Here is a 21,771-nt window from a genome sequence, read left to right on the forward strand (position 1 = left end):
CCAGCCCTTTGGCGGGGAGCCAAATCGCATATTGAGTTACGTAAAGGTAGGATTCAACTTGGCCTCGAAGTTTCAAAACCGTCTGGTGGGCACCGTCATCCTGGTGGCCCTGGTTGTTATTTTCCTGCCGGACTTGCTGGATGGTCACAAGCTGGCACAAAAGGAGGAGGCCTTTGCCAAGATCCCGCTGCGCCCCGAGCTGGAGCCTGCCAAGCCTGCGCTGCAGGTCTCGGCAGCCAGCAGCCTGCCCGCCGATCATCTGGCCAGCCAGCAACAGGCCTCTGCGGCCCAGCAGTGGCAAGTGGAAGAGGTGGCTGACCCCATGACCCTCGCCGGTCAGGGCAACGGCGCGCAGCTGGCGACAACCCCTGCCGCACCGGTCCAGTCGCAACAGAATGCCCAACCCAAGCCACAGCCCAAGCCAGAAGTGGTGGCCAAAAAACCGGTCGAACCGCCCAAGCCAGCACCCAAGCCGACGCCAGCCAAACCGGTTGAAGTGGCCAAGGCACCTGCGCCAGCCAAACCACAGGCGGGTCAGATCAAGTCCCTCGATGATCTGATTGAAAGCAAGATGAATCAGTCGACCACACCTGCACCCGCGGCCGCGCAGGGTAGCTGGATCCTCCAGCTTGGTGCCTTCAAGAACGTCGACAGCGTCAACGCGCTGGTGAGCAAGCTGCGGGCGGCGGGCTACTCTGCCCACACCTCGCCGCGCACACCGGTGCAGGGTCAGCTCAACCGTGTCTTTATCGGGCCGGATGTCTCCAAGGCCAAACTGCAGGGGATGCAGGGACGGATCTCCCAGATGACCGGCCTCAGTGGCTCGGTGGTCTCCTACAACCCGTAATGGCGTTGCCGTTTGCAATGGCCCTCTGAAACAAACACCGCGCCCCGTGCGCGGTGTTTTTTATCTGACCGTCGTGATTTTTAATGACGGCGTCGTACAGGCCACCACCCGGTTGGGATTTGCTGTCAGTTGGGGTAGTCTGGGGCCTTCTGCTACTCACAGGAGTTCAAGATGATCCTCTCGACGACCCCCACGCTGGAAGGCAAAACCATTCGTGAATACCGCGGCATCGTGGTTGGCGAAGCCATTCTCGGCGCCAACATTTTCAAGGATCTCTTTGCCGGGATCCGCGACATCATCGGCGGCCGCTCCGGCGCCTATGAAAAAGAGCTGGCCCGTGCCCGCGACATCGCCTTCGATGAGCTGAAAGAGCGCGCTGCCGCCCTTGGCGCCAATGCGGTGGTCGGTATCGATATCGACTACGAAGTGGTGGGGCAAAACGGCAGCATGCTGATGGTCAGCATCAGTGGTACTGCCGTGCTGGTGTGATGCGCCACGCAAGGGTTGCCGACAACTGCCGTCGCAGGCAGGGTCACGGATAAAGTGGATAACTGCTGGCTGCCCAAGGGCCGACAACCCGGTTGTCGGCCCTTCTCGTTTATTGATCAATTTCTGTCGTTGCCATACCAGTCGAGCTGGTCGGCCAGAGTGACCACCGAGCCGATGATGATGAGGCTCGGGCTCTTCACCTGACGGGCCAGTTCGGCCAACTGCTGCAGCTCGCCGCGCACCACCCGCTGACTGAGCTGGGTGCCTTGCTCCACCAGCGCCACCGGGGTATGACCGGGCATGCCGTGGGTTTGCAGCTCATCCTGAATGCGGGCGGCGTGGGCCAGCCCCATGTAGAAGACCAGAGTCTGGCGGCGGGCCGCCAGCGCCGACCACTCCTGGGCGATATTGCCCTCCTTGTCGTGGCCGGTGATGAACTGCACCCGCTGGGCATGATCGCGGTGGGTGAGGGGAATGCCGCTGTAGGCGGCGCAGCCCGACGCAGCCGTAATGCCCGGTACTACCGAGAAGGAGATGCCCGCCTCGGCCAGGGTCTCCAGCTCCTCGCCACCCCGGCCAAAGATAAAGGGATCGCCCCCCTTGAGCCGCACCACCTGTTTGCCCAGCTGCGCTTGTTCCAGCAACAGCTGGTTGATCGCCTGCTGGGGCACGCAGTGGCGGCCCGCCTCCTTGCCGACAAAGATCCGCTCGGCATCCCGGCGAACAAGCGCCAATACCTCCTGCGAGACCAGTCGGTCATAGACCACCACATCCGCCTGCTGCAACTGCTGCAGACCGCTCAGGGTAAGCAATCCCGCATCGCCGGGGCCGGCGCCCACCAGGGTTACGCTTCCCTTGCTCTGCGGTTGCTCCTCGAGCAGCTCAGCGACACTCTGTTCGGCGGCCTGCTGCTGGCCGCGGGCCAGTTGGCGGGCGAGGTGATCGTGGCTAAAGAGCCGCTCCCAGAAGCGGCGGCGGGCCAGCTTGTCCGGAATGAGTTTGACCCGCTCGCGCAGCTTGCCCGCCAGCGCAGCGAGCTGGCCGAGGTGTTGCGGCAGCAACGCTTCGAGTTTTTCCCGCAGCTGGCGGCTCAGTACCGGTGCCGCGCCTGCGCTGGAGATGGCCACCATCAGCGGCGAGCGGTCGATGATGGCGGGCATGATGGCGCTGCAGTGGGCCGGGGAGTCCACCACGTTGCAGAAGATCTGGCGCAGGTTCGCCTCATGAAAGACCTGCTGGTTGACCTCGGGCTGGTTGGTGGCGGCGATCACCAGCCACTTGCCATCGAGCAGTTCGGGATGAAAATCGGCGGCGCAGACGGTCAGGCGACCCTGCTCGGCCCAGCTCATCAGCTGGGGTTCCAGATGCGGGGCATTGATGGTTATCTTCGCCTTGGCATCGAGCAGCAGGCGCGCCTTGCGCACCGCCACCTCACCGCCGCCGACGATCAGGACCGGCTTGTTTTGCAACTGACAGAAGAGAGGGAGAAAGTCCATAACAGGCTCCGGATGCTGGCCCGCTCGCAATGCCGCGCCGGGCGAGATAGCAGGGCACGCCGTGACGTACCCCGGATGGTCGGGGGAAAGATCCCCCGACGGGAATAAAAAAGGGGAAGGGTGATCTACGCCCGGGCCAACGACAGATCCCCACCGGTGTCGGCCACTTGATCACGCTTCCCCAAACGAGGTTTTTCCTATTGCACCGCTTTGACGTGCATGTTGGCGACGTACTGATCTTCGGCCCAGAAGATGCGGTCAGCGACCATGGCTTCCGGGTTGAGGGTGACGCCGCGCAGCACCCGCTCCTTGAACTTGTGATAACCGGCCCGGTCGATAAGGTGACCCATGTGCAGGTAGATGGGCTTGCCATCCAGCATCTCGGCCTCGAACTCGAACAGGTTCTTGATCACCGCGTGCAGCACCTCTTCGGTCACCCAGTTGAGGAACAGCTTGCCGGTACGGGGGGTCTTCTTGCTGGTGCGTCCCCCCAGCTTGACCATGTAGAGCTGCTTGGGATCCCGCTGCCAGGCCAGGGTCGGGCAGGCCAGCACGCACTCGCCACAGCCGATGCACTTGCTCTCCTCCTTCACCGCCTTGCCATGCTTGATGGCGAGGCAATCCACCGCGTGGTGGCTGCACGCCTTGACGCAGGCGCCGCAGCCGATGCAGCGCTCGGCATTGAAGTGGATCTTGGCGATGCCGAGGATGCCGAAGTCGGCCATGTTGGCCTTGGCGCAGTCGTTGGGGCAGCCGGCGATCACCATCTTGAGGTGATAGGGGTTGGGGTAGAGGTGTTTCTCCATCCGCTGGGCCAGCCCGGTGCAGTCGATATTGCCCTTCTGGCAGATGGTGTTGCCCTGACAGGCAACGATGTTGCGCCCGCCGATGGTCTGGTAACCGGCTGTGGTGTCCTCTACCTCGATGCCGCAGGTCTCCACCTCGATCTCCTTGATAAAGGGTTCGAGGGCGGCGTTGACCTTGTCCATGTCCTGATACTTGATGCCGGGCATCGCCAGCTTCTGGCGGGTGGTGAGGTGGATCAGGCCGTTGCCGTACTGTTCGGCGATCTGCTGGGCCACCGCCAGCAGGTGGGCGGGCATGATCCCGCCGGGAATACGCACGCTGATCATCGCTTCGCCGCGCACCTTGGAGAGGCGGTATTCGTTCTTGGCGCGGGCCTTGATGATGTCGATATCGAGACTCATGGTGTTCTCCCTCAGTCGATCAGATGCTGGGCCTGGTCAAAACGAAAGACCGGTCCATCCACGCAGATATAGGTGTCGCCCATCCGGCAGTGACCACACTTGCCCACGGCGCAAGCCATGCGGCGTTCGTAGTCGACCCAGATGCGATCCTTGGGGATGCCCCGTTCGAGGAAGGCGAGCACCACGAAGCGGATCATGATGGGGGGGCCGACCACGATCACCTGGATATCCTCCTTGTCAGCGAGATCCAGCTGTTCGATGTAGTCGGTGACCCGGCCGATGCGAAACTGCTCGCTCTCCTTGCCCTCATCCAGGGTGACGATAAGGTTCTGGCGCTCGGCCCAGAGCGGCATCTCGTGGCGATAGAGCACCGCCTGCTCGTTCTTGAAGCCGAGGATCATGTCGAGGGACTTCACCTCTTCCGGATGTTTGCTGAAGCGGCGCAGCAGCCCCTTGACCGGCGCGACGCCGGTACCGCCCGCCACCACGATGAGGTGCTGGTTGCGGTAGGTCTCCAGCGGATAGCCGTTGCCGTGGACGCCGCGCATCCACACCTTGTCGCCCACATCGAGGGCAAACAGCGCATCGGTCACCTTGCCGACCTTGCGGATCAACAGATCCACATAACCATCGCCATAGTCGGAGACCGAGATGGGCGCTTCGCCGACGGTGGGCAGGGAGATCTCCACAAACTGACCGTAGTGGACATCAAAGTCGCGGGAGACCCGAAAGTTCCACTCCAGCTCGGTGTGGCGCTCGATGGCCAGAATGGTGTAGGCCTTGGGCAGCAGGCGGTTTTCGACCACGTCCTGCTGCGGTTCTGCTGTTGCGGTTTGCTGGCACTGGCACATATCAGTTCGCCCCCTGCGCGTTGTCGGCTGCGATGGTCTGTTCGACCACATCGGTCATCTTGTTGATGATGTTGCTAAAGGAGATGTAGTGAGGGCAGCGATCGTCGCAGCGGCCGCAGCCGACGCACATGTGCTCCTCCCCCTGACGGGCCTTGTAGTCGTTGACCTTGTGCAGGGCGCGATAACGCAGGCGCTCGCCATGCTTGGCGCGAAAACCGTGGCCACCGGCCATGTCGCTGAAGCCATCCACCATGCAGCTGGCCCACTGGCGACGGCGCTCGCCCTGCTGGGGGTTCTCCGCATAGGTGAGGTCGTGCACGCTGTAGCAGCTGCAGGTCGGGCAGGAGGTGGTACAGCGGCCGCAGCCGATGCAGCGGCTGTCGTACTCGGCCCAGACCGGATGGGCGGTGAGGATCTGGCGGATCCGCTGGGGGTCGTCACAGACGCTGTCCGGGGTGCGTACCTTGACCGGGTTGCTCTGGACAAATTCCGGGGTGAAGTCATCGGCTTCACCCAGTTCGGCAAAGTAGCCGAGCAGCTCGGGATCCTTCACCTCGATGCGGGCACCCTCATCGCTCAGACAAATGGCGGCGGCGTAGTCCTGGGTCTCGTTGCTGCCCATGGAGACGCAGAAGCAGTTCTCGAAGCTCTCGCGGCACTCCAGCAGCACCAGCTTGAGCTTGCTGCGCAGTCTGGCGTAGTAGACGTCGCTGTTCTGGCCATTTTTCAGGTAGACCTGATCCAGCCTGCGCAGAGCGTGGATATCACAGCTGCGCAAGAACAGCAGGGTGGGCTTGGCCTCCACCTTTGATTCGCGCAGCTCCAGATTGTCGAAGTGGAACAGGGTCTGGGTGATGGGGAGCACCACCTCTTTCGGGGAGAAGTGGGACTTCTCCTGCCACACCAGATCGGCCGGATGGCGGATGCTGTGGTAGGTGACGTTGTCGGTGTCGGAGAAGCGGCCGCCCCGATATTCGGCCGCGGGCGCCATGATCCGGTAATCGGGCAGCAGCCGCTCGAACAGCTGCGCCAGCGCGGGATGGGTGAGAAGAAACGACATAAATAAACACCTTGTATGAGGGTGAGATGCCCTGGCATAGGGATGAGGAGCGGGCCGGTCTGGGTGTCTGGCACCGGTTCTGGCCGCGCTTGCCTCGCCACGGTCTGTTTTTATGACTCATGTTGCTCAACTGACCCGATTGTTATTGTGTTGGCGGCGCGTGCGTCGCGGCAGGTCGGGTCATGCCTGTAAAACCCTTATCAATTGAGCAGGGCGGCCTGATAGCCTGCGCACTTGCCCATCACGTATCCCATCTCCAGCTTGTTGATATCGCGGGTAAAACGGGAAACGGGGAAGTAGTCTGCCGGGGCGATCACCTCGATCTGGCAGTCCTCCGGCGGATTGGCGATAAAATCGAGCGCCTCGTTGTAGCTGCGATCCCGCTGCTCCAGCGCCTGTGCCAGCGCGGGACGGGTCTTGAGCAGGGTGCGGATCATCCAGGGGAAGGGCATCGGCTTTAGCCGATAGCCAAGGGGCTCGGAGAGGATCACCGTCAGGTGACGGGCACCGCGGCGGTAGGCCTCGATCACCGGGATGGAGTCGGCCACCCCGCCATCTGTCATCGGTACCCCGTGTACCTCCGGGTATTCGTGGGAGGCGAGGGGAATGGCGCAGCTGGCGGGCAGCACCTCGTTCATGTTCTCCGGCTTGACCCGGATGTACTCCGCCTTGCCGGTCAGGGTATTGGTCACCACCGCATAGAAGGGGATGCCGGTCTCCCGGTAGGCGTGAATGTCGAGGGGATACTTGCTGCAGCTGGTGTTCCACAGCCAGTGGATATCCACCAGATTGCCTCCTTTGGCAAAACGCAGGGGATCCATAAACTGCTGGCTGCACGCCAGTTTGGTCAGGATCTCGTGGCTGCGGCCATGCTGGCTGGCGAGATAAGCCAGCAAGTTGGTGGCCCCCGCCGAGACGCCGATGGCGAAGTCAAATGGGCGATAGTCATGCTCGATAAACGCATCCAGCACGCCGCTGGCAAATATGCCGCGCATGGCGCCGCCTTCTACAACCAATGCGCTGGGGGATGCGTTTTTGTTCATGACAGGCACCTCATTGATAAGTCAGAGAGAAAAAGTGGGAAAGAGAACGTTCGGGCTGTCAGGCCGACCGTTCTGACAACCAACCGGGGTTGGCCATCGCAATGAGGTCATTCTAGGAAGGGGATGGTGTTTAGAATATCTGTTAATAATGAATCAAGTGTTTTGTATTTCTAAACGATAGTGATAAACCCGTTGTGATCAAAGGGGTTGTGTAGGAGTCTCAACGACTCTGTGATGGCTGGATATTGGCAAGGATGAGTGTGTCATGACGTTATTGGTTCCCCCGCTGCTCCGATGTGGCGATACCATCGCTTTTTTCTCCCCCTCCAGCGCGGCGACCGCCTGGGCCCCGCAGCGTTTTGCCCGCGCAAAAGCCTTTCTTGAGGGGCAGGGCTTTAGGCTCAAGGCGGGCAGCCTCACCGGCCAGCAGGATCACTGGCGATCCGGCTCCATCGCCGTGCGGGCCGAGGAGCTCAACGCCCTTATTCGCGACCCCGAAGTGCGCTGCATCATGTCGGTGATTGGCGGCAGCAACTCCAACTCCCTGCTCCCTTATCTCGATTTTGATGCGCTCAAGCGCGATCCCAAGATCATCGTTGGCTACTCCGATGTGACGGCGCTGCTGCTCGGCATCCATGCCCAAACTGGCCTGGTTACCTTTTATGGCCCGGCGCTGGTGGCCTCCTTTGGCGAGTTGCCGCCGCTGGTGGATGAGACGCTGGCCAGTTTTTTACAGATTGCATTGGCCGATGAAGCTGGCGTCCCCTGCACGCTACCCACACCCGCGCAATGGAGCGATGAGCGGCTCGATTGGGAAAATCAGACCCGGGCCAAGCAGTGCCAACCCAACCGGCTGATCTCTGTGGGGACAGGTCGGGTAGCGGGGCGGCTGATGGGCGGCAACCTCAACACCATGGCGGGGATCTGGGGCTCCCCCTATATGCCGGCCATCGAGCGCGGCGACATTCTGCTTCTGGAGGACAGCCTGAAATCTGCCGAGACGGTGGAGCGCTCCTTCGCCCATCTCAAGCTGTGCGGGGTGTTTGATCGGATCGGCGCCCTTATCCTCGGCAAGCACGAGCTGTTCAACGATCAGGGCAGTGGCAAGCGCCCGCTCGATATCCTGCTGGAGGTGGTGGGGGCGCCGCACTTCCCCATTCTGGCGGAGTTTGACTGCGCCCATACCCACCCCATGCTGACGTTGCCGCTGGGCGTCGAGGTGGCGCTTGATCTCGACCGCCAGCAGCTCACGCTACTGGAGCCCTGGTGGGATGACTGTTGAGGCTATGTTGCCGAGGGAGATGAAGCACACATGCTATGTGCTGAAGAGGATTGATGAATGCTCGACACCGCCCATCAAGGGTAGTTTGTGGCAACAAGCGCGACTCGGGAGCGCGCTTGTTGCCATTGGCTGGATTACCAGCGGTAGGTTTTCAGCAAGGCCTCCAGTTTTTGACACTGCTCGACCAGCTGGATACTGGCGAGGTTGGCGGCATGGGCCTGACCCAGAGTGTCATTGGACGTATTGCGAATGTCGCTGACCGCGTGATCCACTTCGCTGCAGACCCTGTCCTGCTCTTCTGCTGATTGTGCCATCTGGGCGTTGAGGTCATTGATGCTGGCGATGCGTCCAATGATGTTTTGCATGGCCGCCAGGGTTGCCTCTGTCTTGCTGATGCTCTCACCGGCTTTGCTTTTTGCATCCCCGATCACCACAACGGCGCTTTGGGCCTCGTTTTGCAGGGCGGCGATCATCTGGGAGATCTCCTCGCTGGCGGCGCGGCTACGGTTGGAGAGGGCCCGCACTTCATCGGCTACCACCGCAAAGCCACGGCCCTGCTCGCCGGCCCTGGCCGCTTCAATGGCGGCGTTGAGGGCCAGCAGGTTGGTCTGATCGGCAATCCCCTTGATCACCTCAAGCACACCGTCAACGGCGAGGCAGCGGCTATCGAGTTGCTGGATCACCTGATCCACCCGATCAATTTCTGCCGACATCTCGCCCATATCTATGATGGAGTGCTGGGCGAGGCGGCTGGTATTGGCGGCATCCTGATTGGTGAGGGCGGAGAGCTCGGCGCTCTTGCGGGCATGTTCGCGCACTTCGTGGGAGCTTGCCGCAAGCTCGCTTACAGCGGCGGCAACCTGAGTGGTCATCGACTCTTGCTGACGGGCCGAGTTTTCTGTCTGGGTCGCCACCTGACGGATCTGGCTCGACTCCTGATAGAGCTGATGGGTCGCCCCTTCTACTTCCTGCAGGCTGTGCCTGAAGCCCTGCACCATGTCATTGACGGCACGGGTCATCTGGCCCAGCTCATCCTGACTCTGGTTTAGCAGGGGGATAGCGAGGTTACGCTCTTTGGCCATCTGGAGCATGGTACGTTGCAGTTGCCGCAGCGGGTGTTTTACATAGCGTTGCAATACCCACCACAGCAGGCCGAAACCGAGGCTGAAGACAAGGGCCAGACTGCCGCTCAGGATCAGGTTGTTGTGGCGGATCTCGCCGAAGGTATGGCTGAGATCGTAACTGATCCGCACCGCTCCCATGACAGTGCCTTCAGGTACTTGATGGCAGGTGGTGCACTGGGTACCGCGATACTCCTTGTAGGCTTTGAACGGCTTGATCAGGGTGAGCTGGTTACCCTGTTGCTGCAGGATGGTTTCCCCCTGATTGATGGCGCGTTCGTCGAAGCTGTCCTGGGCTTTCTGGTCCGGGAAACCCGGGCCAAACAGGTTGCTGACGGCCGGGGCTCGAACCAGACGAGCCTCGACAATGCCCGCTTCACTCTTGAGTTTGGTCTGCACTATCTGCCGGTTGGCCATGCCACCTGTCATCATCAGCACGTTGACCTGATCCATATAGGTGTTGGCCATGCTCTCAACCTTCTCCTCTGCCAGCCGGATGGCGAGATCCCGTTGCAGCCAGGCAGAGAGCTCGAAGCTGAGGCCAAAGGTGGTGCTGATGACCAGCGCAAGAGGGAGAAAGATTTTCCAGTTCAGGGAGAGGTTATGCATAGTCGGGGCGTTCCATGCGTTGTTGTGTTTTATCTGTTCCAGCTTCATCTGAGCGTAGGCGAGGAGAGCAAGAATGATGGTTCTCTATCGGCACACCATAACCGCTCTTTAGTAAATAATCTGTTAAGCAGATCGGTAATGCTGGTTGCCAAAATGACTTCGACGAGCTGCACGGCTCTGTGGGTTGATCCAGAACAAAATGCCAGTAACGATAATCGTTATCATTGTTATTATTTACAAAAATAGTGACCACCATGAATCTGACCCCTTCCATGACCGGTATCTCCTCGCCGGATCCCCTCAAGTTTGCCTTTAGCGCCAAGACCTCGGCCCACGCCAGTCGGGGAGGGATGCGCCCCTTCCCGCTGGATGAGGCTGGCTGGCAGAGCTGGTGGCAGCGAGAGAGTGAAGCTGAGGAGCGCGCCCTCTACATCCATATTCCGTTTTGCCGCAAGCGCTGCAGCTTCTGCAATTTCTTTGAAAATGGCGCCAACCCGGCGCGGATCAACCACTATGTCAACGCTCTGTGCGCCTCCCTTGCGCAGGCGGCTGACACCCCGCTGGCGCAGAGCATGCCATTTTCAGCCGTCTATGTGGGGGGCGGTACGCCGACCGACATGAGCGCCGACGAGCTGGCCATGCTGGCCGCCGTGATCCGCCGTTTTCCGTTGTCGGCCTATGCCGAGGTGACGCTGGAGGGACGCCTCAACGGCTTTGATGATGAGAAATGGCAGGTGGCGCTGGCCGGGGGCTTCAACCGCTTCTCATTCGGGGTGCAGAGCTTTGATACCCGGGTGCGTCAGCAGGCGGCCCGTTTCGATGACAGGGAGACGCTGCTGACCCGTCTGGGTGAGCTGACCCGGGATGATGCGGCTGTGATCGTGGCGGATCTCATCTTTGGTCTGCCCGGTCAGGATGATGCCGTGTGGCAGCAGGATATCCGCGATGTGATGGCGAGCGGTGTACACGGGGTCGATCTCTACCAGCTCATCGCCATGCAAGGCACCAATCTGGATCGCGCGCAGGAGAAGGGCACCTTGGATTGGCTCGCCGATGGCCAGCAGCGGGCGGCCATGTATGCCTATGGCGGAGCGCAACTGGAAGCCCACGGCTGGGAGCGCCTCTCTTGCAGTCACTGGCGGCGCAGTCCGGCCGAGCAGAGTCGTTATAACCAGATGGCCAAGCGCGGTGCGGAGATCCTCCCCTTTGGTGCCGGTGCGGGGGGCAGCATTCTTGGCCACGGCTTGATGTATGGCCGGGATCTGGCCCCCTGGCACGACGCACTGGCCAACGGCAAGCGGGCGCCCGGGATGGTGATGGGACGCAATCCCAATGCAAGGATGGACGGTCTGCTGCGTGGCGCCCTCGACAGTGGAGTGCTGGCGCTGGATCGTCTGCCAGCGCCTTTGCTGACCCATCTGATGCCGCTTTTTGCCGCCTGGCAGCAGCACGGGCTGGCCGAGATCGAGAATGCAAGCTTGCAACTCACCCTCGCCGGACGCTTCTGGAACGTCAATATGCAGGCTGGCTTGTTCGAGTTCTTGCAGCTCAATCCGTTTGATGGTTCAGCACCGCCTAGCCATGGTACCGCCGCGGTGCGCCATTCGCTGGTTTGAGCCCGAGCGGAGCATTTGCACGGCTCCGTGTGATCCACAACGAAAGAGGGAGCCTTGCAGGCTCCCTCTTTTGGCTTGGCAGTTAGCGTCGTGCGAGCTTACTCGTCGCTGCTCTCCTGATAACTGTCGCGCATTGCTTTGGGCAAGCGGCGCATCGGCGCAAAGCCGATATCCTCGCCCACCACTTCCCGCTTGCGGGACTTGTTTTGAGGAGACTGGGCGGGATTTTTGCTGGCATCACCCTTGGCTTTGCCCTTGCCCGCGGCTGGCTTGCCCTTGGCATTGCTGCTCTTGGCGTTGGCATGACCGCGAGCCCGAGGCGGGTTCTGCACCGGCTTGCTGCCCGGCAGAGTCTGGCGACTCGGCTTGCCGCTTGGCTCATACCCTTCCAGGATCTCCACGGTCAGGGATTGGCCGATCAGGGCTTCGATAGCCTTGAGCTGACCCAGCTCGTCCTGACTGACCAGCGAGATGGCCTCGCCGCCACGACCGGCGCGGCCGGTACGGCCGATACGGTGGATGTAATCCTCCGCCATCTGGGGCAGTTCAAAGTTGATCACGTAGGGCAGTTGATCGATGTCCAGACCGCGGGCGGCGATATCGGTCGCCACCAGCACCCGCACCTCGCCACTGCGAAAATCGGCCAGCGCCCGGTTGCGGGCACCCTGGCTCTTGTCACCGTGGATCGCCACGGTATTGAGACCATCTTTTTGCATCTGCTGGGCGAGGCGGTCGGCGATCTGCTTGGTGCGAACAAACACCAGCACCCGTTGCCAGTTGCCACGGCCAATCATGTGGGAGAGCAGCTCGCGGCGGCGTTCCCGATCCACCTGAATGATGCGCTGGGTCACCTGCTCGGCAGCAGTATTGCTGGGGTCCACCTCGATGAGTGTAGGGTCGTTCAGCAGATCATCCGCCAGCGCCTTGATGTCGTTTGAGAAGGTGGCAGAGAAGAGCAGGGTTTGCCGCTCTGCAGGCAGCGCCTTCATGATGCGGCGGATGTCGACGATAAAGCCCATGTCGAGCATGCGATCCGCTTCATCCAGCACCAGCACTTCCAGCTGGCTCAGGGTCAGGGCGCCCTGGGTCAGCAGATCCAGCAGACGGCCCGGGGTGGCGACCAGAATGTCCACACCCAGCTTGATGGCATCCAGATTGGGCTTGATGCTGACACCGCCATAGGCGATGAGAGTCTTGAACGGCAGGTGGTGGGCATACTTGATGATGCTTTCGCCCACCTGTGCCGCCAGTTCGCGGGTCGGGGTCAGTACCAGTGCGCGTACCTGACGACGGCCACGACCGTGGTTGGCCAGCAGACGCTGCAACATCGGCAGAGTGAAACCGGCCGTTTTGCCTGTGCCTGTCTGAGCGCCGCCGAGCACATCCTGACCGGCCAGAATGGCCGGAATCGCTTGCTGCTGGATGGGGGTTGGCTGTTCGTAACCCAGCTCCTTGACGGCCCGCAGAATATGCGGAGACAGACCCAGTTCGTTGAATGACATGTTCGAGAGACACTCCTGAGATGAGCCTTTGGCTCAACGGGTAGCCAGCATGTTGGGGCCAGCCACGATATGGAAAAGATAACGGGGCCGTAATATAGCAAAAGAGTGGCCGCTGCGCAGTAGCTGTCGCACCGGCCGCCATACAATCGCTCAATGCAGTGGCACAAAACGGCTCGGGAGGGTCAGAGCATCTCGCTGATCTGCTCGGCCAGACTCTCCGGTTTGGCCTGGGGGGCAAAGCGCTCCGCCACGTTGCCATCGCGGTCGATCAGGAACTTGGTGAAGTTCCATTTGACGTTTTCCAGCCCAAGAAATCCCGGTTTCTGTTGCTTGAGCCACTGGTAGAAGGGGTGGGCATGCTCGCCGTTGACATCGCACTTGGCCATGATGGGGAAGGTGACCGGATAGTCGAGGGAGCAGAAGCGGGCGATCTCGTCCGCATCTCCCGGCTCCTGATTGCCGAACTGGTTGCAGGGGAAGCCCAAAATCACCAGCCCCTTGGGGCCGAGTTCCCGATAGAGCGTTTCCAGCCCTTCATATTGGGGAGTAAAGCCGCAGCGACTGGCCACATTGACCACCAGCACCACCTTGCCTGCCAGTTGAGTCAGCGGGTAGGGGGTGCCATCCAGTCGTTGCAATGTGAGATCGGGCAGAGGCATAAGCAGATCCTTTTCTTGGTTGTCCGTGAGGTGTTCGGTCGTGGCGATAAGTGCCAGATGAACGGCATGATGGTGATGGAACTACGGTATCGGTTGGCTCTTTTTACGGCAAGAGACCCGCACTCTCTCTTCCCCTTGATTGCAAGGACCATCACAGTTTCGACAGCCAATACGCTCTTTGGCGGAGCGGGATCACAACTGGCGACAAAAATGCGGGGCGGCGAGCAGCAACTCGCGTATTGATGTTGGGACTTCTCAAGAGAAGCAAACCGGTTTGTGACTTTGCCGGTAAGTCGCTACAAAGCGCCCTCTTTCCACTCATTGTGAGCCAATCTTGGACTATCAAGCTGCCATGGATGCCATTTACACCCGAGGATGGGTGATAGTGGATGATTTTTTGACTGCCGCCGAAGTGGATGCCCTCAAAGCCTGTTTGCCAGGCGAATGGCAACCGGCCGGGATCGGCCGTGACGCCCTGCATCAGGGCAATCCCGACATTCGCCGTGACCAGATCCACTGGCTGGAGCCCTCCCTCGGTGCGCCGGTGGCTGACTACCTCGCTCGGATGGAGTCCCTGCGTCTTGCCGCCAACCGGATGCTGATGCTGGGATTGTTCGACTACGAGGCCCACTTCGCCCGCTATCGCAGTGGGGATTTTTACGCCACCCACCGGGATGCCTTTGCCGGTCGCTCCAACCGCCGTCTTACCACCGTGTTTTACCTCAACAACGACTGGCTGCCCGAAGCGGGTGGAGTGCTGCGCATGTATGACGACCAGGAGCAGTTTCTGATGGATGTCAGCCCCAAGGGGGGGCGGCTGGTCATGTTTCTCTCCGAGGAGTTTCCCCACGAGGTGCTGCCTGCCAATCGCGAGCGCTACAGTATTGCCGGCTGGTTTCGGGTCAATGGCAACGGCATGGGAAGGGTCGATCCCCCGCGCTGAGGGGCAATGTGTCCCGATTTTGACACAGGGGAGACTTTTCACTGCAAGAAGTGGGGTCATGGGTCTCCCATCAGCTGACAAGGGTTGATCTCCCTTGCTACACTGGCGCGCACTTATGTTCGTATCTGGCTTCGTCCGGTTTTTATGGTGGTTGGCTTATCAAATGGTCATGACGAAGCCGCTTCTCCCAAGGGATCACATCTAATGAAGAACATGCATGTCTTGCTGCTGTGCGGCGGCGGTGGCTCCGAGCACGAAGTCTCTCTGCGCAGCGCCAATTTCCTCGAAAAACAACTCGCTCTCCTGCCCGGCGTCGAAGTGACCCGCGTCGAGATGTTTGCCGACCGCTGGCTCAGCGCCGATGGTCGCGAGTGCAAACTGGGGCTGGACAAGCTGCTCTCGTTTGACAGCGTGGCCCGTCCGGTAGACTACGTGGTGCCCTGCATCCACGGTTACCCGGGTGAGACCGGCGATCTGCAGTCCTTCCTCGAGCTGGCTGGCCTGCCCTATCTGGGCTGCGACGCCGAAGCGAGCAAGATTTGCTTCAACAAGATCACCACCAAGCTGTGGCTCTCCGCCATCGGTATCCCCAACACCCCTTATCTGTTCCTGACCGAGCAGGGCGATGCGGCTCTGGCTGAGGCGAAAGCGGCACTGGCCAAGTGGGGCAAGGTCTTTATCAAGGCCGCCTCCCAGGGCTCTTCCGTTGGCTGCTACTCCGCCAGCAACGAAGCGGATCTGGTGAAGGGCATTGCCGATGCCTTCGGTTACTCCGAGCAGGTACTGATTGAGAAGGCGGTCAAGCCGCGTGAGCTGGAAGTGGCTGTTTACCAGTACGGTGACGAGCTGGTGGCCACCTATCCGGGCGAGATCTGTGTCCCGCAGGACAAGTTCTACACCTATGAAGAGAAGTACAGCAGTGCCAGCCATACCGAGACTGCACTGCGTGCAGAGGGGCTGACCGAGGCGCAGGCTGACGCCATTCACGAGTATGCCCTCAAGGCGTTCCGTCAGCTGAAACTGACTCATCTCTCGCGCATCGACTTCTTCCTGACCGACGAGGGCGAGATCCTGCTCAACGAGATCAACACCTTCCCAGGCATGACCTCCATCTCCATGTTCCCGAAACTGCTGGAGCATCACGGTCACGACTTTGCCCGCTACCTTGAGCAGATCCTGCGCAAGGCCAGCTAAGCAGGGCGCTCTCGCTGATGGGGCTAATAACGTTCCAATAAAAATCCCCGCCAATTGGCGGGGATTTTTTTATGTCTTTATCAAGCTGGATAGACCTGTCTGAGGGATAAACCGGCGGGGAGGGGATGACTCTTCCCCGCCTGTTGCTAGCTGTGGGTGTTACCGGCGGTTAGCCGCGAGCCATCCGAAAGCGCACGCTGCGGGAGTGGCAGGGCGCCAGTTCGCCAAACTCGCCAGCAGCCAGCTCAAGGGGCAGGGGCTGCTCATCCATCCGCACCGCTTGCCACTCGCTCAGGGCGTGTTCGCTGGTCACCTTGCCCCCTTCCAGTGCCGCTTGCTCGCTCGGGTTGTAGACCCGGACCACCAGCGCCTCTTCATCCTCGGCTTTTTTCAGGGCGCTCAGCACCGGACCGGAGGGATCCATGGAGAGCAGACTGAAGTGCAGCGGGGTGGTGAAGCTCGCCTTGTTGAGCTTCATGGCATCGAACGGGATCTTGTTGTAGCAGCGCACCGGGGTGAGGTAGCTGCGCGCCGCCTGCATCACGTTGGCGCTGATGTGATCGCGAGCAAACGCCAGCAGGCTGAAACGGCAGCTGAGCTTGCCGCGCACCTGGGAGTCCGGGGTGGGCAGTTTGATGCCGGAGGGGCGACCCGGGCGCAGCAACAGCTCCTCTTTACCGAGTACGCCGACCCCGCGCAGCAGGGTGAGTGCCAGGGTGTCGCACTGCTCGCCGATCACTTCAAACTCGCGCAGACCGTCGCTCAGTACCGCCAGTCCCTGCTTGCCATCTTGCAGGGCGACGAAGTTCATCAGCTGCCAGACCGGAATGGGGGCCTCTTTCCAACCTTCCGCTTCCCAGTTCGCCATGGCGCTGTCGCGGGTGGGGCGGATGATGCAGCCAAACTGGTTATCGGAAACCACGGTGTCGCTCGGGAAGGGGGTGGGGATCAGCACTCGCACCCTGTGATCATCGGCCTGATTGTCGAGTTCCAGCTCGATGTCGATGCGCGGACTCTGATGCGCCAGCGTGATGCGGCAGGTGACATCGAGGTGACCACTGCACTGGCGGCTGGCCCGCTCGGCGAGGTTGGCAGGCAAGGCCATGCGAAGCTTGAGGGTGGCGATGCTCTGCCACGCTTCATGGGTGACCTCACGGGTCACCGCAAACTCGGTGGAGTAACGCAGCCACTCGTCCCGCGATGGCGAGTAGTCATACTCGTCGCCATCATCGGAGCCCTCTTCGAGCGTGAGCACCTGATCAAATGTGGTGCCGCGCAGCTTGTCCAGGATCTGCAAAGTGCCGTTGTCGTTGAGGACAATGCGGTAAAAATCGTTCTCCAGCAGCTTGCCGCTGGCAGTCACCGGCTGCTCCAGCCCCGGCTGATTGCCCTCGATATGGAGGGTGCAGTAGCCCATGGACGGCAGCGGATGGCAGAGCTGGATGTCGTACTCCATAAAGGGGTCATAGTTGCCGTAGTGCACGATCTGTCTGTCTACCAGACCCGGGTCAATCTCGCGCTTGGCGCGGATGAAGTAGGGGACCGGTTGGCCCGCTTCATCGCGCAGGGCAAAGGATTGGGCGCGAATGCGGATGCTGGTGTTGATCACCTCCTGACGGGGGAAGGGCATCAGGTTGAACAGGCAGAGCTTGTCGGCCACCTGTACCCCGTCTTCACAGAGAGCCACTGGCATGTTGTCGACAATCTTGCGCATGTAGAAGCGGATCAGGTTCTCGGCCATGTCGTCGGCCAGAATGAAGCGGGTCATCACCTCCTGATGTACCTTGTCGCTGCAGCAGCAGCCGATGCTGTCGTGGGCGTGGTTCTTCATGATCTCTTTCCACATCTTCTCCAAAAGCCCGTGGTGGTACTCGAAGCCGAGCGCCCAGGCGATGCTCGCCAGCGGTTCGAGGATGTTGACGATCTTGTTCTCGATAGCGGCGTGGGCCAGCTTGATGTCCATCCGGGTGGAGGAGATGGTGCGGTGTACCCGCATGTATTTGCCGTCGTTGAACTCCCCCTTGAGGGTGGCCAGCTGGTCGCGGCACGCCTCGATGCGCTCGAAGACCTGCTCGAAGCGGCTCATGTGGAATTCACGCTGGGGGTAGATCTCGCGCAGCTTGTCGATGATGGCGAAGATGTTCTGTTGCAGCGGCATCTGATCGTGGCCGTTGGGCAGCAGGATATCCTGAGTGACCGAGGCCTTCTCCAGCACCTCGAAGTAGGATTCGAGCCGCTTGCGCAGGCCAGCCTCATCTTCCGGCAGGTACTTGCCGATGGCGTAGCCAAGCGGCAGCACCTGGGCGGTCACCTCGCTGCCATCGTTGCTCTGCCAGAGGAACTCTGTCTTGTCGGTGCCGTGGCGCTCGGAGCAGCCGCGCCAGAACATGGCCCGCTCGATCCCGAAGCCGTTGAAAATGTGGGGCAGCTGGGAGGACATGCCGAACGAGTCGGGCAGGTAACCGATCTTCATCGGCTCACCAAGGCTAAGGCAGTCGCGCATCCCGTAAAGCAGGTTGCGCAGGATGGACTCGCCGCTTACCTGCATGGTGTCGGTCTGGGTGTACCAGGGGCCGATGATGAGTTTGCCCGCCTCCACCAGCGCCTTCACCCGGGCCTTGTTCTCGGGCTGGATGGCGAAGTAATCCTCCAGCACCGCGGTCTGGCCGTCCAGCACATAGAACTTGTAGTCGGGGTCGGATTCAAGCCGCGCCAGGATCTCCGCCATGTTGTTGACCAGCAGGATGCGGGACTCCTCGGTGGTGAAGTACCACTCCCGATCCCAGTGCATGTGTGGCGTGATGTGAACTCGTGAAACTGTCATGACAATGATCCTTTGCTGACGCACGGCGGCCCATGCCTGCCGTGCGGAAAAATAGTCTGTTGAAAAAACGGTGGTGAAGATGAGCCTTACTCTGCGGCGACCACCTGATAGGTGCCGCGCTGCATGGCGTGACGGCGCCAGCCGATCAGCACCACAGTGGAGATAAGGGTGCCCACCAGCGCCGCACCGAGCCAGACGGCGGCCGCCATCAGGGCACCGTGGCCGCCATCGTGGAGCAGGAACAGGGAGAAGATGCCGGCCCCCGGGGTGGAGAGACCAATCCCCATGGCTCCCACCATGGCGCCGGTGACGACCGAGCCTGCGAGGAAGGAGCCGATCACCCGGATTGGATCTTCGATGGCCATCGGAATGGCGCCCTCGGTGATCCCTGCCAGCCCCAGCAGCCAGGTCGACTTGCCGGTCTCGATCTCGAAGGTCTGGAACAGGCGCGGCGCCAGCAGGGTGGAGGTGGTGACGGTAAAGGCCGAGACCATCTTGACCGCACCGAAGATGGCGTAGGGGCCGTAGACCCCGTTGGCCATGGCGCCGAGGCAGAAGGCGTATGCCGCCTTGTTGACCGGACCACCCAGGTCAAACGAGCACATAAAACCGAGCAGGGCGCCCAGTACCAGCGCATTGGTGCCGGAGAGGCCGTTGAGCCACTCGGTGAGGCTGTTGTTGAGCCAGGCTACCGGCTGGCCGATGACAAACAGCATCAGGCTGCCCGCCACCAGGGTGCCGATCACCGGATAGAGGTAAAAGGTGAGAAAGCCGTTGAAGTTGGGGCTGAGGCGCACATGCTGCTTGACCCAGCGCATCAGGTAACCGGCGATCAGGCCACCGACCACGCCACCGAGGAAACCGGAGCCAATCATGTTGGCGGCCAGTCCCGCCGCAAAGCCCGGGCCCAGCGCCGGTTTGTCTGCCAGCGAATAGGCGGTATAGGCCGCCAGCACCGGCACCATCAGGGTGCCCAGCATGCCGCCGCCCAGCTTGCGGTACATCCAGAGCCAGGAGTTCTCGGTATCAAACAGATGTTGCAGGCCGAAGATCTGGGCCAGCAGCACAGAAACGGCGAGCACGGTACCGCCCGCCACGATGAGCGGCACGGCAAAGGAGATACCGCTCAGCAGCGCCTGCTTGAGCTCGGTCCTGAGGCCCACCTTCTTGCCGGTTGGCGCGTCGCTCTGGTTGGGGTTGGGCGTCGGGGCGGTGCGACCGGCCTTGGCCGCTTCCAGCGCCTCATTCAGGATCCGCTCGGCATGGCGAATGGGCTCGGCCACCGGCGTCTCGATCCGGGGGATACCGGAAAAACGCTCCTGCTCCTTGATGGCCACCTCGGCGGCGAAGATGCAGGCTACCGCAGCATCGAGCGCCTCTTGCGGCAGGCGATCCTCGATGCCATTGGCACCCTGCTTCTCGACCAGTACCCGAATGCCCAGCTTGCGCCCCGCTTTTTCCAGATACTCGGCGGCCATATAGGTGTGGGCGATCCCCGCCGGACAGGCGGTGACACAGACCACAGTGGGTTGATTTGTATCTAAGTTGTCTTCTTTTGCTGGTTGCTTGCCGCTATCCCCTTCACCATCGAGCAGCGCCATCAGCTGCTCGGCACTCTGGGCCGCCAGCACCGCCTCGCGGGTATCGTCATCCACCAGGGCGGTGGTGAGGGTGGTGAGCAGCTGCATATGGGTGGAGCCCGCCTGATCGGTCGGGATCGCCAGCATGAAGATCAGGTTGACCGGCTCGGGGCCGTCGATCCCATCCCAACCCAGCTCTTCGCTCAGGGTGGCGACGGCAAAGGCCGCTTCACGCACCGCATCGCACTTGCCGTGGGGCACCGCCAGCCCTTCGCCAAGGGCGGTGGGGCCCTGTGCCTCGCGGGCCATGACCGCGGCCAGAAAGGCGGCCTTGTCGTGCAGCTTGCCGGCCTGATCGAGCCGATCAGCCAGGGCATGAATGGCCGCATCCCGATCGGCAAACCGGGTTTGCAGCGTGATGAGATGGGGGCCGGTAAGACTGGTCAGATTCATGATGATCCTCTGTCAGGTTGGCTTGCCAGCAAGCCGTCATGGTGAAAGTGACAGCGATGCTAACAAACCGGCCGACTAATTTTTGTGAGTGGTATCATACAATTTGTTATTTGTATTGTTTTTGTATTGTTTGATCGAGGTGATTTGTTAGGTCAAATGAGGCCAAGCCGTTTTGTCTGCCGGGCAACTGGGGTAGAATGGCGCCTCTTCCATTTATCATGGCGCAGAGCCGACGAGGTGGCCTTTCGTGTCGAAAAAACCTATGTATCGCCAGATAGCCGACACCATCCAGCAGTGGATTGCGCAAGGGGAGCTGGCCCCCGGCGATGCCCTGCCCACCGAAGCCGAGCTGCGCGAGCAGTTCGGGGTGAGCCGGGTAACGGTGCGTCAGGCCCTCAAGCAGCTGACCGAACTCAACGTCATCGAGAGCATTCAGGGCAGCGGCAGCTACGTGCGGCAGGAGAAGGTGAACTACGACATCTATCAGCTCACCAGCCTCTATGAGAAGGTGACCGATCCGGCGGCCGAGACCCACAGCGACATTCTCGCCTTCGAGGTGATCAAGGCGAGCAGCGAGCTGGCCGAGCGGCTCAATCTGCTGGAAGGGGCGCTGGTCTATTACGTCAAGCGGGTGCGCTTTATTCGCCAGATCGCGGTAACGCTGGAGGAGACCTGGATGCCGCTCGCCCTCTTCCCCGACCTCAGCTATGCGGTGATGCAGGGCTCCAAGTACCACTACATCGAAGAGGTCAAGCAGCTGGTGATCGACCGCAGCGAACAGGAGATCATTCCGGTGCTCCCCTCGGCGCAGGTGGTGGAGGCGCTTGGTATCGATCCTGCCAAGCCCATTATCGAGAAGGTTTCCCGTGGCTTCTTGCAAGATGGCACCGTGTTCGAGTTCAGTCGCAACTTCTTCAAGAGCGATGACTACAAGTTCACCCTGGTCGCCCGCCGCGCCAAGGGGTGAGGTCGCAAGCACCCGAGACCAAAAAGG

Annotated in this window: 18 protein-coding genes; 7 read left to right on the forward strand and 11 right to left on the reverse strand. The window is 61.0% G+C overall.

Annotated elements, in window-relative coordinates; translation table 11 throughout:
- Positions 1 to 58: 58 nt before the first annotated feature.
- Positions 59 to 847, forward strand: a complete 789-nt coding sequence (gene dedD, locus G5306_RS01290) for a cell division protein DedD (RefSeq protein WP_227340733.1) — start codon at positions 59 to 61, stop codon at positions 845 to 847.
- Positions 848 to 1,018: 171 nt separating this feature from the next.
- Positions 1,019 to 1,336 (forward strand): heavy metal-binding domain-containing protein, encoded by a 318-nt coding sequence (locus G5306_RS01295; RefSeq protein ID WP_216953896.1) that lies wholly within the window; start codon positions 1,019 to 1,021, stop codon positions 1,334 to 1,336.
- 116 nt (positions 1,337 to 1,452) lie between these two features.
- Here G5306_RS01295 and cysG read toward each other — a convergent pair whose 3' ends face one another.
- The 5 genes from cysG to G5306_RS01320 form a co-directional block, all read right to left on the reverse strand.
- Positions 1,453 to 2,832, reverse strand: a complete 1,380-nt coding sequence (gene cysG / locus G5306_RS01300) for a siroheme synthase CysG (protein WP_421312123.1) — start codon at positions 2,830 to 2,832, stop codon at positions 1,453 to 1,455.
- A gap of 197 nt (positions 2,833 to 3,029) precedes the next feature.
- Positions 3,030 to 4,040 carry a sulfite reductase subunit C gene (asrC, locus tag G5306_RS01305; protein ID WP_040066440.1) on the reverse strand — a complete coding sequence of 337 codons (1,011 nt, stop codon included), beginning with the start codon at positions 4,038 to 4,040 and terminating at the stop codon, positions 3,030 to 3,032.
- A gap of 11 nt (positions 4,041 to 4,051) precedes the next feature.
- The gene (gene asrB / locus G5306_RS01310) at positions 4,052 to 4,891 is read right to left on the reverse strand and encodes an anaerobic sulfite reductase subunit AsrB (protein WP_167565114.1); all 840 of its coding nucleotides are present in this window, start codon (positions 4,889 to 4,891) and stop codon (positions 4,052 to 4,054) included.
- A gap of 1 nt (position 4,892) precedes the next feature.
- On the reverse strand, positions 4,893 to 5,951 hold the full coding sequence (gene asrA / locus G5306_RS01315) for an anaerobic sulfite reductase subunit AsrA (protein WP_421312125.1): 1,059 nt from the start codon (positions 5,949 to 5,951) through the stop codon (positions 4,893 to 4,895).
- A 200-nt stretch (positions 5,952 to 6,151) separates the two neighbouring features.
- Complete coding sequence (locus G5306_RS01320; RefSeq protein WP_042053080.1) at positions 6,152 to 6,994, reverse strand: patatin-like phospholipase family protein; 843 nt, start codon at positions 6,992 to 6,994, stop codon at positions 6,152 to 6,154.
- Between the two features lie 265 nt (positions 6,995 to 7,259).
- On the opposite strand from G5306_RS01320, the gene G5306_RS01325 reads away from it, so the two are divergent.
- Positions 7,260 to 8,276 (forward strand): S66 family peptidase, encoded by a 1,017-nt coding sequence (locus tag G5306_RS01325; RefSeq protein WP_421312126.1) that lies wholly within the window; start codon positions 7,260 to 7,262, stop codon positions 8,274 to 8,276.
- Positions 8,277 to 8,410: 134 nt separating this feature from the next.
- Here the strand turns inward: G5306_RS01325 and G5306_RS01330 are convergent, their stop codons facing one another.
- Positions 8,411 to 10,006, reverse strand: a complete 1,596-nt coding sequence (locus tag G5306_RS01330; protein WP_421312127.1) for a methyl-accepting chemotaxis protein — start codon at positions 10,004 to 10,006, stop codon at positions 8,411 to 8,413.
- Positions 9,999 to 10,262: a hypothetical protein gene (locus G5306_RS01335; RefSeq protein ID WP_421312129.1), complete on the reverse strand. Its 264-nt coding sequence runs from the start codon at positions 10,260 to 10,262 to the stop codon at positions 9,999 to 10,001. Before G5306_RS01335 ends, G5306_RS01330 begins: the two co-directional genes overlap by 8 nt.
- Between G5306_RS01335 and hutW the strand changes: the two genes are divergently transcribed.
- Entirely contained in the window at positions 10,261 to 11,622 is a 1,362-nt protein-coding gene (gene hutW / locus G5306_RS01340) for a heme anaerobic degradation radical SAM methyltransferase ChuW/HutW (protein WP_421312130.1), read from the forward strand. The two genes, G5306_RS01335 and hutW, sit on opposite strands and share 2 nt — an antisense overlap.
- 98 nt (positions 11,623 to 11,720) lie before the next feature.
- On the opposite strand, the gene G5306_RS01345 is transcribed toward hutW, so the two are convergent.
- Positions 11,721 to 13,124: a DEAD/DEAH box helicase gene (locus G5306_RS01345; protein WP_021230569.1), complete on the reverse strand. Its 1,404-nt coding sequence runs from the start codon at positions 13,122 to 13,124 to the stop codon at positions 11,721 to 11,723.
- 182 nt (positions 13,125 to 13,306) lie between these two features.
- Complete coding sequence (locus G5306_RS01350) at positions 13,307 to 13,783, reverse strand: glutathione peroxidase (protein WP_236325280.1); 477 nt, start codon at positions 13,781 to 13,783, stop codon at positions 13,307 to 13,309.
- A gap of 334 nt (positions 13,784 to 14,117) precedes the next feature.
- Between G5306_RS01350 and G5306_RS01355 the strand changes: the two genes are divergently transcribed.
- Positions 14,118 to 14,726 (forward strand): 2OG-Fe(II) oxygenase, encoded by a 609-nt coding sequence (locus tag G5306_RS01355; RefSeq protein WP_236380450.1) that lies wholly within the window; start codon positions 14,118 to 14,120, stop codon positions 14,724 to 14,726.
- A 204-nt stretch (positions 14,727 to 14,930) separates the two neighbouring features.
- Complete coding sequence (locus tag G5306_RS01360) at positions 14,931 to 15,920, forward strand: D-alanine--D-alanine ligase (protein WP_219270431.1); 990 nt, start codon at positions 14,931 to 14,933, stop codon at positions 15,918 to 15,920.
- 169 nt (positions 15,921 to 16,089) lie between these two features.
- Here G5306_RS01360 and mngB read toward each other — a convergent pair whose 3' ends face one another.
- Together mngB and mngA are read right to left on the reverse strand one after the other, a co-directional pair.
- Entirely contained in the window at positions 16,090 to 18,744 is a 2,655-nt protein-coding gene (gene mngB, locus G5306_RS01365) for a mannosylglycerate hydrolase (protein ID WP_421312131.1), read from the reverse strand.
- 86 nt (positions 18,745 to 18,830) lie between these two features.
- Positions 18,831 to 20,777 carry a PTS 2-O-a-mannosyl-D-glycerate transporter subunit IIABC gene (mngA, locus tag G5306_RS01370; RefSeq protein WP_421312133.1) on the reverse strand — a complete coding sequence of 649 codons (1,947 nt, stop codon included), beginning with the start codon at positions 20,775 to 20,777 and terminating at the stop codon, positions 18,831 to 18,833.
- Between the two features lie 247 nt (positions 20,778 to 21,024).
- On the opposite strand from mngA, the gene G5306_RS01375 reads away from it, so the two are divergent.
- Positions 21,025 to 21,744: a GntR family transcriptional regulator gene (locus G5306_RS01375; RefSeq protein WP_005337027.1), complete on the forward strand. Its 720-nt coding sequence runs from the start codon at positions 21,025 to 21,027 to the stop codon at positions 21,742 to 21,744.
- Positions 21,745 to 21,771 lie beyond the last annotated feature (27 nt).

The organism is Aeromonas sp. 603404 (genome assembly GCF_049171775.1).
GTDB lineage: Bacteria > Pseudomonadota > Gammaproteobacteria > Enterobacterales > Aeromonadaceae > Aeromonas > Aeromonas veronii_A.

Bases quoted from the DNA above. Each gene is read 5' to 3' on its own strand.
- G5306_RS01295 (WP_216953896.1), top strand. From the start codon at position 1,019: ATGATCCTCTCGACGACCCCCACGCTGGAAGGCAAAACCATTCGTGAA.
- cysG (WP_421312123.1), bottom strand. From the start codon at position 2,832: ATGGACTTTCTCCCTCTCTTCTGTCAGTTGCAAAACAAGCCGGTCCTG.
- asrC (WP_040066440.1), bottom strand. From the start codon at position 4,040: ATGAGTCTCGATATCGACATCATCAAGGCCCGCGCCAAGAACGAATAC.
- asrB (WP_167565114.1), bottom strand. From the start codon at position 4,891: ATGTGCCAGTGCCAGCAAACCGCAACAGCAGAACCGCAGCAGGACGTG.
- asrA (WP_421312125.1), bottom strand. From the start codon at position 5,951: ATGTCGTTTCTTCTCACCCATCCCGCGCTGGCGCAGCTGTTCGAGCGG.
- G5306_RS01320 (WP_042053080.1), bottom strand. From the start codon at position 6,994: ATGAACAAAAACGCATCCCCCAGCGCATTGGTTGTAGAAGGCGGCGCC.
- G5306_RS01325 (WP_421312126.1), top strand. From the start codon at position 7,260: ATGACGTTATTGGTTCCCCCGCTGCTCCGATGTGGCGATACCATCGCT.
- G5306_RS01330 (WP_421312127.1), bottom strand. From the start codon at position 10,006: ATGCATAACCTCTCCCTGAACTGGAAAATCTTTCTCCCTCTTGCGCTG.
- hutW (WP_421312130.1), top strand. From the start codon at position 10,261: ATGAATCTGACCCCTTCCATGACCGGTATCTCCTCGCCGGATCCCCTC.
- G5306_RS01335 (WP_421312129.1), bottom strand. From the start codon at position 10,262: ATGGTGGTCACTATTTTTGTAAATAATAACAATGATAACGATTATCGT.
- G5306_RS01345 (WP_021230569.1), bottom strand. From the start codon at position 13,124: ATGTCATTCAACGAACTGGGTCTGTCTCCGCATATTCTGCGGGCCGTC.
- G5306_RS01350 (WP_236325280.1), bottom strand. From the start codon at position 13,783: ATGCCTCTGCCCGATCTCACATTGCAACGACTGGATGGCACCCCCTAC.
- G5306_RS01360 (WP_219270431.1), top strand. From the start codon at position 14,931: ATGAAGAACATGCATGTCTTGCTGCTGTGCGGCGGCGGTGGCTCCGAG.
- mngB (WP_421312131.1), bottom strand. From the start codon at position 18,744: ATGACAGTTTCACGAGTTCACATCACGCCACACATGCACTGGGATCGG.
- mngA (WP_421312133.1), bottom strand. From the start codon at position 20,777: ATGAATCTGACCAGTCTTACCGGCCCCCATCTCATCACGCTGCAAACC.